10 protein-coding genes and 1 riboswitch are annotated in these 11,627 nt (G+C 72.0%); of the genes, 5 read left to right on the top strand and 5 right to left on the bottom strand.

The window, feature by feature from the left end:
• Positions 1–219: 219 nt before the first annotated feature.
• Both ACZ6JS_RS32855 and ACZ6JS_RS32850 read right to left on the bottom strand, forming a co-directional pair.
• Complete coding sequence (locus ACZ6JS_RS32855; RefSeq protein ID WP_469303436.1) at positions 220–1,176, bottom strand: NAD-dependent epimerase/dehydratase family protein; 957 nt, start codon at positions 1,174–1,176, stop codon at positions 220–222.
• The gene (locus tag ACZ6JS_RS32850) at positions 1,173–1,820 is read right to left on the bottom strand and encodes a ScbR family autoregulator-binding transcription factor (protein WP_469303434.1); all 648 of its coding nucleotides are present in this window, start codon (positions 1,818–1,820) and stop codon (positions 1,173–1,175) included. Before ACZ6JS_RS32850 ends, ACZ6JS_RS32855 begins: the two co-directional genes overlap by 4 nt.
• 103 nt (positions 1,821–1,923) lie before the next feature.
• Between ACZ6JS_RS32850 and ACZ6JS_RS32845 the strand changes: the two genes are divergently transcribed.
• Positions 1,924–2,904 (top strand): ScbA/BarX family gamma-butyrolactone biosynthesis protein, encoded by a 981-nt coding sequence (locus ACZ6JS_RS32845; protein ID WP_469303432.1) that lies wholly within the window; start codon positions 1,924–1,926, stop codon positions 2,902–2,904.
• 100 nt (positions 2,905–3,004) lie between these two features.
• On the opposite strand, the gene ACZ6JS_RS32840 is transcribed toward ACZ6JS_RS32845, so the two are convergent.
• Positions 3,005–3,361: a zinc ribbon domain-containing protein YjdM gene (locus tag ACZ6JS_RS32840; RefSeq protein ID WP_469303430.1), complete on the bottom strand. Its 357-nt coding sequence runs from the start codon at positions 3,359–3,361 to the stop codon at positions 3,005–3,007.
• Positions 3,362–3,507: 146 nt separating this feature from the next.
• Between ACZ6JS_RS32840 and ACZ6JS_RS32835 the strand changes: the two genes are divergently transcribed.
• Together ACZ6JS_RS32835 and ACZ6JS_RS32830 are read left to right on the top strand one after the other, a co-directional pair.
• Positions 3,508–3,681, top strand: a complete 174-nt coding sequence (locus tag ACZ6JS_RS32835; RefSeq protein WP_469303428.1) for a hypothetical protein — start codon at positions 3,508–3,510, stop codon at positions 3,679–3,681.
• 334 nt (positions 3,682–4,015) lie between these two features.
• On the top strand, positions 4,016–5,224 hold the full coding sequence (locus ACZ6JS_RS32830; RefSeq protein WP_469303427.1) for a serine hydrolase domain-containing protein: 1,209 nt from the start codon (positions 4,016–4,018) through the stop codon (positions 5,222–5,224).
• 31 nt (positions 5,225–5,255) lie between these two features.
• Here ACZ6JS_RS32830 and ACZ6JS_RS32825 read toward each other — a convergent pair whose 3' ends face one another.
• Entirely contained in the window at positions 5,256–5,537 is a 282-nt protein-coding gene (locus tag ACZ6JS_RS32825; RefSeq protein ID WP_469303425.1) for a hypothetical protein, read from the bottom strand.
• Positions 5,538–5,796: 259 nt separating this feature from the next.
• On the opposite strand from ACZ6JS_RS32825, the gene ACZ6JS_RS32820 reads away from it, so the two are divergent.
• Together ACZ6JS_RS32820 and ACZ6JS_RS32815 are read left to right on the top strand one after the other, a co-directional pair.
• Positions 5,797–7,863 carry a galactose-binding domain-containing protein gene (locus ACZ6JS_RS32820; RefSeq protein ID WP_469303424.1) on the top strand — a complete coding sequence of 689 codons (2,067 nt, stop codon included), beginning with the start codon at positions 5,797–5,799 and terminating at the stop codon, positions 7,861–7,863.
• A gap of 114 nt (positions 7,864–7,977) precedes the next feature.
• Entirely contained in the window at positions 7,978–8,637 is a 660-nt protein-coding gene (locus ACZ6JS_RS32815) for a TetR/AcrR family transcriptional regulator (protein WP_469303423.1), read from the top strand.
• 13 nt (positions 8,638–8,650) lie between these two features.
• On the opposite strand, the gene metE is transcribed toward ACZ6JS_RS32815, so the two are convergent.
• Positions 8,651–10,993 carry a 5-methyltetrahydropteroyltriglutamate--homocysteine S-methyltransferase gene (metE, locus tag ACZ6JS_RS32810; RefSeq protein WP_469303421.1) on the bottom strand — a complete coding sequence of 781 codons (2,343 nt, stop codon included), beginning with the start codon at positions 10,991–10,993 and terminating at the stop codon, positions 8,651–8,653.
• A gap of 183 nt (positions 10,994–11,176) precedes the next feature.
• Positions 11,177–11,402: riboswitch (cobalamin riboswitch) on the bottom strand.
• Positions 11,403–11,627 lie beyond the last annotated feature (225 nt).

Genomic DNA, 11,627 nt, shown 5'->3' with positions numbered 1-11,627 from the left:
ACGAAAGCACCCCCGAACAGCTCCGCCAGCGACTCGTCCCACTCGTCCGGCACAACGCCACGCACGTCGTACGCCTTGACGATGTTCGAAAGATCGGGCATTTCCACTCCTCCGCAGGGTTCGGGATGACCAGGACCGGCTGTGTCCGGGACGCTACCCGTCCCCTTCCCCGCCACGGCCGGTCCGCCCCCATCCCGTTGAGGCTTTGGCAGATCCCCGTCACCCCGGGGCGACGGCGCCCCTCTCCCGGTACCAGGGGGCCGCCCGGCCGAGCCGGTCCAGCGGGCCCGGGCCCGGATCGACGCCGGCGAGCCGCCATGCCGTGTCCGCGCGGTACCAGTGGTCCCGCGCCAGCAGTGTGAACTGCCGCTCGCTCACCCAGCCCGGGGTCGCGGCCAGGGCCTCCAGGCACCTGCTCCAGGGCCGGTCGGCGGCGGGCTGCTCCGGCAGTACCCCGTGCCCGGCCAGGGCGTGCATGAGGTCCCGGTTGCGCACCGGCTCGGGGTGGTGGGCGTGCAGGACCCCCTTCGCCCCGGCCGGACCGCCGTCCCCGAGGGCGAACGCCGCGAGCAGCCGCGCCAGGTCGTCGACGTCGACGAAGGAGGCCAGGCCCGCTCCCCCGTCCCACTGCGCCGGCACGCGCCGGAAGGCGTCCGCGACAGCCGGCACGACCCATCGGTCACCCCTGCCCAGCACCAGTCCGGCGCGCAGCACCAGGCCCCCGGAGGCCAGCACGGCGGTCTCGCCCGCCAGCCTGCTGGTACTGGCCGGCGACACCGGGGCGGGCGCCAGCTCCCCGGCGTCGGCTCCACGGTGCGGTCCCGGACCGTAGACGGCGCAGGTCGACAGGTGCACGATGCGCCGCACGCCCGCGCGCCGCGCCTCCGCCATCAGGGCGGCGGTCCCGGCGGAGTTGACCGCCTCGCAGCGACCCGCGTCGGGTCCGACGTAGGAGGCCAGCGAGAGCAGGGCGTCGGCGCCTTCGCACACCCCGTGCAGGGAACCCGGGTCGGCCAGGTCCGCGCCCACCCGGCGTAAGGCGCCCGCCGCGGGCGGGGCCGGCGTACGGGACACCGCGCGCGCCACGATCCGCGGGTCCAGCTCGAGGAGGTGGCGCAGGACCGCGGATCCCACGAAGCCGGTGGCCCCGGTCACGACGACCTGACGGCCGCTCACCCCTGCTGCTCCGGCGCGGCCGCCTCCAGTGTCAGGCGCAGGCCCTTGCGGGTGTCCTCGGTGGCGACGGCGGGCAGCAGGTAGCGCCAGAGCGAGGCGATGCGCTGCGGCAGGTCGGCCCGGCCGGTGGAGACCTGGGAGAAGAGCTGGGCTCCGGTGAACGAGCTGACCAGCACCCAGGCCAGTTCGTGGTCGTCGACGTCCGGCTGGAGCTCGCCCTTGGCCCGGGCGAAGCGCAGCTGCTGGCGGAACTCCAGGACCCAGGCCTGGTAGGCGACGTCGTCGCGCAGGCCGAACTCACCCTGTTCCACGGCCAGCCGCACGCCGGCCCGGAGCACCGGATTGTGCCGGAGCTGCTCCGCGAGGTAGAGCGTGATGTCGACCAGGCGCTGGAGGCCGTCCTCGCCCGCGGGGAACTCCAGGCCCTCGCCCTGCCCGACCATCACGGCGTAGGCGAGCTCTTCCTTCGAGCTGAAGTGGAAGTACATCCCGCCCTGCGTGACGTCCGCCCGTTTCATGATCTTGCTGATGCTGGCTCCGCTGAAGCCGAACTCGTCGAAGACCTCCGCGGCGGCGCGCAGGATGGCCGCCTTCGTCTGAACCGCCCTCAGTTGCGGGGCTCGTTGCTGCTTTCGTTCTGACATGAGCACCTAACCTTCTCGACAAAAAAAACGAACATCCTTTATTTTAGGACCCAGCGCCGAACAAGCACCAGCTCATGTCCGACGTTCCAGGGGGGCTCAACCGATGACTGTCTCAGCCACACGCTCCACCTCGCCCGAAACCACCTCGCTCAGCAGCGCCTTACCGCGGGAGTACGTGCACAAGAGCGCGCACTCCGAAGTCCTGCTCACCGGATGGCGTTCCGTCGCTCCCGACGAGTACGTCGTCACCGCCCAGTGGCCCCGCGCCCACAGCTTCTACTCGCCCGACGCGGGCCACCACGACCCGCTCCTCCTGGCCGAATCAGTCCGCCAGGCCATCCCGCTGCTCAGCCACGTGGCGTACGACGTCCCGTTCGGTCACCGGCAGATCTGGGACACCTTCAGCTGCTCGACCAACCCCGCCGCGCTCGTGGTCGGCCCCAGGCCGGCCGACATCATGCTGCACATCCGCTGCTCGGGCATCACCCGCCGGGGCCGCCGGCTCGCCCGCCTGACCATGCACGTGACCGCCACCCGTGACGGGGAGTTCCTGGGGACGGCCGAGGCCGGCTTCACCAACCAGCCCGAAGCCGTCTACCAGCGCCTGCGCGGGGGGAACGGCGACCTCGACCAGGTGACCGCCCGCGTCATCCCGCTCCCGCCGCCGATGACGCCCCGGCGGGTGTGCCGCGACCGCTTCCACGACGTGGTCCTCTCCCCGACCAGCTCCACGCACCGCGCGCAGCTGCGGGCCGACATCAACCACCCGATCCTCTTCGACCACCCCGTCGACCACGCCCCGGGCATGCTGCTGCTGGAGGCGGTGCGCCAGGCCGCGTACGCCTCGGCCTTCCCACACCGGGGTGTCCTGACCGACATGGAGATGCAGTTCTTCCGCTACGCGGAGCTGAACTCGCCCTGCTGGGTCGAGACGACCGCGCTCCCGGACCGTACGGCGGCGCCGGACGGCCGCCGGCTTCCCGTCCGGGTCGTGGCCCGGCAGAACGGCGAGGAGGTCTTCACGGCCACGGCGGCGATCACCACCCGGGCGCCCGCGCCCCAGCGCGTCTTCTCCGCGCCCTGATCCTGCCCGGCCGGACCCCCCGTACCAGGAAGGCGCCTGCCCGGGCTCTGCCCGGCAGGCGCCTTGCGTTTCCTCCGGGCTCTCGGACGCCCTCGGCCCCTCAGACCTTTCGGACCACGCCGGACTTGAGCTGCATCTGCCCGAACCCCTCGATCCTGCAGTCGATGTCGTGGCCGTCCACGCCCTCGACGAGGCGGATGTTGCGCACCTTGGTGCCCGCCTTGATCCCGGTCGGGCTGCCCTTGACCTTCAGCCCCTTGACGACCGTCACGGTGTCGCCGTCGGCCAGGACGTTGCCCACGGCGTCCTTGATCACCCGCTCCTCCGGGACCTCCCCCGGTCCGGCGGAATCGAGCGGCCACTCGTGTCCGCACTCGGGGCAGATCAGCAGCGAGCCCATCTCGTAGGCGTAGGCACCGGCGCACTCGGGGCAGGCCGGCAGGGGATTCTCAGTCACCCCATCAGTATATTTCAGGCTCCGTCACCCCGGATCGCCCGCGCGTCGGGCAGCCTGCCGACCCCGCCGGTCCGTGGTGGGAACCGGCCCGCACCGCGGAGGCCGTCGACGCGGCCCGCCGGATGCACACGGGCGACCTGGCCGTCATGGACGACGACGGGTACCTGTACCCGAGCATCACCGGCCGGATCAAGGACACGGTGATCCGCGGCGGGGAGATCCTCTGCCCGCGCGAGGTCCAGGAGTTCCTCCACACCCGTCCGGACGTGCTCGACGTGCAGCTCATCGCGGTTCCCGACCCAGGTACGGGGAGGAGCTGACGGCGTGGGCGCGAAGGCGCGAAGGGGCCGAGGCGCTGACCGCGGACGCCGTCCGAGCGTATTGCGCGGGCATTGGCCGGCCCACTTCGAGATCCCGCGCTACGTGCACGTCGTGGAGGAGTTCCCGATGACCGTCACCGGGGAGGTTCGCAAGGTGGACACGTGCCAGGAGGCGCTCTGCCTTCTGGAACTGCCCCCGCAGAACGGCGCGTTGCGGCTCCCACCGCCGCCGTTCCTACCCGATGATCCTTCATGGGCGAGTCGCGGTCGCGCCGGCCGGCCGTCCGCGACGCCCCACCCTCCCTGCCGACTGACCACCGACCAGAGGAACACCGTGCCGCAGCCCGTGAACCGACGCCTCGCCCTGACCGCCGCCCTGCTCGCCGTGACGGCCGCCGTCGCGCCCGCGACCACCGCCCGGGCCGCCGGGACCGCCCCCGACCTCGAAGCGCTGACCCAGGCACTGCGCAACACGACGGCCGCCGGGGCGCCAGGCGCCATGGCCCGCTTCAGCGGCCCCGACGGGGTCCGCACCCGGGCCGTCGGCGTGCGCGACAAGGCCACGGGCGCGGCCATGGATCCGCAGGCCCGCTTCCGGATCGGCAGCGTCAGCAAGACCTTCTCCTCCGTCGTCCTGCTCCAGCTGGTCGGCGAGGAGAAGATCGACCTGGACGCCCCGGTCAACCGCCACCTGCCCGGTCTGCTGCCCGACGACCGGATCACCGTGCGCCACCTGCTGACCCACCGCAGCGGTCTCGCGGACTACACCGACGCCATGTTCGAGCACACCGTCCCCGGCTTCGAGGCCGTGCGCAACCGGGTGTTCGGCTACCAGGAGCTTCTGGACCTCTCGCTGCGCGAGCCCAGGACGACCGAACCCGGCGTGGCGTACAAGTACTCCAACACCAACTTCGTCGTCGTCGGGATGCTCATCGAGAAGGCCACCGGCAACCGGGTGGGCAAGGAGTACGAGCGGCGCATCTTCAAGCCGCTGGGCCTGCGCAACACCACGTACGTGCACCCCGACACGAAGATCAAGGGGCTGCACGCCCGCGGCTACCTCCACCCCGACGAGGCCGGCGCGCCGCTGGTCGACTCCACCGAGCAGACCGTGTCGTGGGCCCAGTCCGCCGGGGCGGTGATCTCCAGCCCGGCAGACCTGAACACCTTCACCTCCGCGCTGCTCGGCGGCCGGCTGCTGGCCCCGCGGCTGCTGGACGCCATGGTCACCGCGACCCCGACGGACACGACCAACACCCGGTTCTACGGGCTGGGCCTGCGCCGCTACGACCTCTCCTGCGGCACGTCGGTCTACGGGCACACGGGCACGGTGCAGGGCTTCTACACGTACGCCTTCTCCACGCGCGACGGACGGCGCAGCCTGTCCGCGATGGCGAACACCTCGAACAAGGGCGCGGCCAACACGGCGCTCGGCGGCACCCTCGAAGCCGCGTTCTGCGGCAAGCAGACCGAGAAGAAGGGTGCCCGCGGCTTCGGCTTCGCCCCGGCCGAGACGGACCTGCCCGAGCACAACGCCCGCTGACACCGGACCGGACGGGCGCCGCCGGGGCGCCTCAGCCGGTGCCCACCGCGTCGTCGCACGCGGGGCAGACCCGGTCCGCGTACCCGGCGTCGTACCACGTCGGGCCGGACTGCCCCGCGGACCGCTGCGGGGCGGCCCGCATGGCGAAGGTGTCCCTGCCGCAGTAGGTCCGCGGACCGGGGACACCGGGCATCCCGGGCATCCCGGGCGCCGCATGCACGCGCACGACGACCACCTCGCCGCCACCCGCGGGCGCGTCGGCGTGCGCCGCCACCGGGTCCTCCACCTCGTACACCACGGCCATCGCACTCATACCCCGACGGTAGGCCGTCCCGGCGGCTCCCGCCGCGCGGCCACGCCGGGCCCGCCCGTCCGCGCCGGATCCCGCGACCGGATCACCTGACGAATCATCAGGTCATCCGTCCCGGACTCTTGACTCCGCCAGCGCCAGTGGCGATTCTCGACCCACCGTTTGCGGGTTCATGACAAGTCGACCACTTCCCTCCGGCCGTCGCGTCCCCGCACGGATCCGGCTCCTCCACCGCGCCATCCGCTGACCGAAGACGTGAGTGATGACCATTTCCCGACACAAGCACCCCAGGCGCAGCCCGATCGCGGTCCTGTCATTGCTCCTCGCCGTGGTGGCGATGGTGCTCGGCCCCGTGCCCAGCTCCGCCGCCGACGACCCCGGCTGGTGGAACCCGGTGGCGCGGCCCGCACCCGACTCCGAGATCAACGTCACCGGCGAACCCTTCAAAGGCACCGACGCCCAGGGACGGGTCCGCGGATTCGTCGACGCCCACGACCACCTGATGTCCAACGAGGGCTTCGGAGGGCGCCTCATCTGCGGCAAGCCCTTCTCCGAGATGGGCGTGGCCGACGCGCTCAAGGACTGTCCCGAGCACTACCCGGACGGCACCCTGGCGATCTTCGACTTCATCACCAAGGGCGGCGACGGCAAGCACGACCCGGACGGCTGGCCCACCTTCAAGGACTGGCCCGCCCACGACTCGCTCACCCACCAGCAGAACTACTACGCGTGGGTCGAACGGGCCTGGCGAGGCGGCCAGCGCGTGCTCGTCAACGACCTCGTCACCAACGGGGTGATCTGCTCGGTCTACTTCTTCAAGGACCGCAGCTGCGACGAGATGACGGCCATCCGGCTCGAAGCGCAGAAGACGTACGACATGCAGGCCTACATCGACAAGATGTACGGCGGCCCCGGAAAGGGCTGGTTCCGGATCGTCACCGACTCCGCCCAGGCCCGCGAGGTCGTCAAGCAGGGCAAGCTGGCGGTCGTCCTCGGGGTCGAGACCTCCGAGCCGTTCGGCTGCAAGCAGATCCTGGACTTCGCGCAGTGCAGCAAGGAGGACATCGACCGGGGCCTCGACGAGCTGCACCGGCTGGGCGTGCGGAGCATGTTCCTCTGCCACAAGTTCGACAACGCCCTGTGCGGGGTCCGATTCGACCAGGGCGCGCTCGGCACCGCGATCAACGTGGGCCAGTTCCTGTCGACCGGGACCTTCTGGAAGACGGAGAAGTGCACCGGCCCCCAGCACGACAACCCCATCGGGCTCGCGGCCGCTCCCGCGGCGCAGAAGGAGCTCCCGGCGGGCGTGTCCGTGCCCTCGTACGCGGCGGACGCACAGTGCAACACGCGCGGTCTGACCGAGCTCGGCGAGTACGCGGTGCGCGGGATGATGAAACGCAAGATGATGCTGGAGATCGACCACATGAGCGTCAAGGCCGCCGGCCGGGCCTTCGACATCCTGGAGTCGGAGTCCTACCCCGGGGTCATCTCCTCGCACAGCTGGATGGACGACAACTGGACCGAGCGGCTCTACAAGCTCGGCGGGTTCGTCGCCCAGTACATGGGGGGCGCCGAGGGCTTCAGCGCCGAGGCCAAGGCCAAGAACGCCCTGCGCGACAAGTACAACGTCGGCTACGGCTACGGCACCGACATGAACGGCGTCGGCGGCTGGCCCGGGCCCCGCGGTGCCGACACCCCGAACCCCGTCCGCTACCCGTTCCGCAGCGTCGACGGCGGCTCCGTCATCGACAAGCAGACCACCGGGCAGCGCACCTGGGACCTCAACACCGACGGCGCCTCGCACTACGGCCTGGTCCCGGACTGGATCGAGGACCTGCGGATCGTCGGCGGCCAGGACGTCGTCGACGACCTCTTCCGCGGTGCCGAGTCCTACCTCACCACCTGGGGCTCGTCCGAGAAGCACAAGGCCGGGGTGAACCTCGCAGCGGGCGCGTCCGCCACGGCCAGCTCCTCGGAGTGGAACCCGTTCACCAGCTACGCCCCCTCCCGGGCCGTCGACGGGAACACGGGCACCCGCTGGGCGAGCGACTGGAGCGACGACCAGTGGATCCGGATCGACCTCGGGGCGGCGAACCTGGTCAGGCGCGTCACTCTCGACTGGGAGCGGGCGCACGGGCAGGCCTACCGCATCGAGCTGTCTGCCGACGGCGTGGACTGGCGGTCCGCGTGGTCCACCACCACCGGTGACGGCGGTCTCGACACGGCCCTGTTCACCGGCACCACGGCCCGCTACGTTCGCGTCCACGGAGTACAGCGCGGCACCAAGTGGGGCTACTCGCTCCATGAGATCGGCGTCTACAGCAGCTGACGCCGCTCACGTCCCCGCGTACGGGGCCGGCCGGATCCGCCGATCCGGCCGGCCCCGTACGCCTTTGCCCGACCGCACCGCACCGCACCGCACGGAACGAAGGGAACCACGCCCATGGCACGGATGCCGTCGGCCGCGCGACGCCGCCAGCTGACCGAGGCGGCGATCCGTGTGATGGCCCGCGACGGCGTCGCCAGGGCGACGACGCGCTCGATCTGCGCCGAGGCCGGCGTCTCCCTGAGCGTCTTCCACTACTGCTTCGACTCCAAGCAGGCCCTGCTGGAGTCCGTCATCGCGGCGATCACCGAGCACGGCATCACCGTGGCGAGGGAGGCCATCCGGCCGCGGGCCACCCTCCGGGAGACCATCCGGGCCGGCTTCCAGGCGTACTGGGACCATGTGGCCGCCAACCCCGGCGAGCACATGCTCACCTACGAACTCACGCAGTACGCCCTGCGCCGGCCAGGATTCGAGCATCTCGCACGACGCCAGTACGAGCTGTATTGCGACACCTACACCGAGCTCCTGGAACAGCTCCGCCGGCTCATGCCCTTCGAGCTGCGCGTACCGGTGCACGTACTGGCCCGGTACCTGGCCGCCATGACGGACGGTCTGACCCTCAACCACCTCGTGCTCGGCGACGCCGCGGTCTCGGCGGCCATCCTCGACATGATCACCGACCATGTGGCGGGGCTCACCGCGACGGCGGACGGGGACGCGGACGGGGACCGGGCGCACTCGCCGGAGTACGCCGGCCCCCCGCTCTCCGTCTGACGGACTCCGCCGGTCAGACGGCGCCGGAGCGGTCGGCGCCCGCCTCGGCGCGGACCAGGCGGGCCGCCTCGACCAGGTTCTCCAGGGAGGCCCGGGTCTCGGGCCAGGCCCGGGTCTTCAGGCCGCAGTCGGGGTTGACCCACAGCCGTTCGGCCGGGATGGCCCCCAAGCCCTTGCGCAGCAGCGCCGAGGCCTCGTCGACGGAGGGGATCCGCGGCGAGTGGATGTCCCAGACGCCCGGCCCGACCTCGCGCGGATAGCCCGCGCCGGACAGCTCGTCGGCGACCTGCATGTGGGACCGGGCCGCCTCCAGGCTGATGACGTCGGCGTCGAGGTCGCCGATGGCCCCGACGATGTCGCCGAACTCGGCGTAGCACATGTGCGTGTGGATCTGGGTGTCCGGCCGGACGCCCGCGGTGGTGAGCCGGAAGGACTCGGTGGCCCAGGAGAGGTAGGCCGCGTGGTCGGCGCCGCGCAGCGGGAGGGTCTCCCGCAGTGCGGGCTCGTCCACCTGGATGACGGAGGTCCCCGCCGCCTCCAGGTCGTTCACCTCGTCGCGCAGGGCCAGTGCGACCTGCCGGGCGGTGTCCGCGAGCGGCTGGTCGTCGCGGACGAAGGACCAGGCGAGCATGGTGACCGGCCCGGTGAGCATGCCCTTGACCGGCTTCGTCGTCTGCGTCTGCGCGTACGCGGTCCAGCGGACGGTCATCGGTTCGGGGCGGGAGACGTCGCCGGCGAGGACGGGCGGGCGGACGTAGCGGGTGCCGTAGGACTGGACCCAGCCGTGCTGCGTGGCGAGGTAGCCGGTGAGCTGCTCGGCGAAGTACTGGACCATGTCGTTGCGTTCGGGCTCGCCGTGCACCAGCACGTCGATGCCCGCCTTCTCCTGGAAGGCCAGCACCTTCCGGATCTCCGCCCTGATGCGGTCCTCGTAGCCGGCGGTGTCGGTGCGGCCGGCCCGCAGGTCGGCGCGGGCCGTGCGCAGTTCGGCCGTCTGCGGGAACGATCCGATGGTCGTCGTGGGCAGCAGCGGCAGGTCGAGGCGGGCACGCTGGGCGGTCGCCCGCTCCTCGTAGGGCCGGCAGCGGCGGCCGTCGGCGTCGGTGACGGCCGCGGTCCGGGCGCGGACGGCGGGGTCGCGGGTGACGCAGGAGTCGGCACGGGAGGCCAGGTCGGCCCGGTTGGCGGCGAGTTCGGCCGCGATGGCGTCCGTGCCGCGGGCGAGGCCGCGGGCGAGCGTGGCGATCTCGGCGGTCTTCTGGCGGGCGAAGGCGAGCCATCGCCGGACCTGCGGGTCGATGTCCCGCTCGGCGGAGGCGTCCAGCGGCACGTGGAGCAGCGAGCAGGAGGCGGCCACGTCGACACTGTCGGCAAGGCCGAGGAGGGTGCCGAGCGTGGCGAGGGACTTCTCGAGGTCGTTGATCCAGATGTTGCGCCCGTTGACGACGCCGGCGACCAGGCGCCTGCCGGGCAGGCCGCCGACGGCGGCGAGGTCGTCGAGGTTCGCGGCGGCCGCGCCGGTGAAGTCCAGGGCGAGCCCGTCCACGGGGGCCTTGGCCAGCACGGCCAGGGCTTCGCCGAGCCGGTCGAAGTACGAGGCCACGAGCAGCTTCGGCCGGTCGGCCGCGGCGCCGAGCTCGCGGTACGCGCGGGCGGCGGCGCTCAGCTCGGCCGGGGTGCGGTCCTGCACCAGGGCGGGCTCGTCCAGCTGCACCCACTCGGCCCCGGCCGCACGCAGGTCGGCGAGGACGCGTGCGTACACCGGGAGCAGCCGGTCGAGGAGGGCGAGGGGGTCGAAGCCGGCCGCCACGCCGGGGGCGGGCTTGGCCAACAGCAGGTACGTCACCGGTCCGAGCAGCACCGGGCGGGCGGTGTGGCCGAGCAGGCGGGCCTCCTCGAACTGGGCGACCGGCTGGGAGGAGTCGGCGACGAAGACGGTGTCCGGGCCCAGTTCCGGCACCAGGTAGTGGTAGTTGGTGTCGAACCACTTGGTCATCTCGAGGGGGGCCACCTCCTGGGTGCCGCGCGCCATGGCGAAGTAGCCGTCCAGGGCGTCCGCGTCGACGGCGGCGCGGTGGCGTGCGGGGACGGCGCCGACCATGACGCTGGTGTCCAGCACGTGGTCGTAGTACGAGAAGTCGCCGGTGGGCACCTCGGTGATGCCGGCGTCGGCCAGCTGCTGCCAGGTGGTCCGGCGCAGGTCGTGGGCCGTCTCCCGGAGGGCGTCGGCGCCGACCCGGCCCTTCCAGTAGCCCTCGACGGCCTTCTTCAGTTCCCGGTTCTGCCCCTGACGGGGGTAGCCGTACACGGTGGCCGCACCGGCCCGTACGGCGGTGGCGGGAGTCTTGCTGGTCACGGAACTCTCCTTCGCGAGCTGTCTCCTGTGGACCCGGTGAGGGTCGGGAGCGCGAAGGGATGACGCATCGGACGGACCTCGACCGGTTGCGGGAGTGCGTACCTGTGCGTACGCGCCCGCGGTAGCCCGCCTGATCTGTCGCCGACCCGCCCACGAGGTCACCGGGATTTCCGCGCACGACGGGTCGCACGCGGGCAACGGGCAGGTCTTCGGACTCGCGGGCACGCCTGCCGGTCTCCCGGCGGGCACCTACTGGCCGTCGCTTCCCAGGACCTCGTCGCGGTCCCAGTGCGTATGACGGCGGTCGTTCCCGCTCACCGCTGCGGGGCAGTCCCGGATTCCCACCGGGTTCCCTCTTACGACGCGTCCCGCCTGGCGGACGGGGCGAACCAGCTGCCCGGCCAGAGTAGATGCCCTTCGCCGGCAACGGGCGGAGTTGTCCGACATCCGGATGGCGGCGTGCAACACCCGGGAGCGCTTGCCGGTCGGAGCGCTGCCCTTCCCCCTCGTACGCGGATCATCGGGTACTCGCCCGTCCACGGGCGCGTTGGGGACCCCACAGCAGGTGGTGTGGCGGATCGCCGACTGCCAAGTCGGCAAGCCGGCGGACCTGGACGGCTTTCGGCGACGACGG

Source organism: Streptomyces sp. NPDC046349 (assembly GCF_055587885.1).
This window is presented reverse-complemented; position numbering and strand designations above follow the sequence as displayed.

Coding starts and splice junctions, on each gene's coding strand:
- ACZ6JS_RS32815 (WP_469303423.1), top strand. CDS start 7,978: ATGGCACGGATGCCGTCGGCCGCGCGACGCCGCCAGCTGACCGAGGCG.
- ACZ6JS_RS32825 (WP_469303425.1), bottom strand. CDS start 5,537: ATGAGTGCGATGGCCGTGGTGTACGAGGTGGAGGACCCGGTGGCGGCG.
- ACZ6JS_RS32850 (WP_469303434.1), bottom strand. CDS start 1,820: ATGTCAGAACGAAAGCAGCAACGAGCCCCGCAACTGAGGGCGGTTCAG.
- ACZ6JS_RS32835 (WP_469303428.1), top strand. CDS start 3,508: ATGGACGACGACGGGTACCTGTACCCGAGCATCACCGGCCGGATCAAG.
- ACZ6JS_RS32845 (WP_469303432.1), top strand. CDS start 1,924: ATGACTGTCTCAGCCACACGCTCCACCTCGCCCGAAACCACCTCGCTC.
- ACZ6JS_RS32820 (WP_469303424.1), top strand. CDS start 5,797: ATGACCATTTCCCGACACAAGCACCCCAGGCGCAGCCCGATCGCGGTC.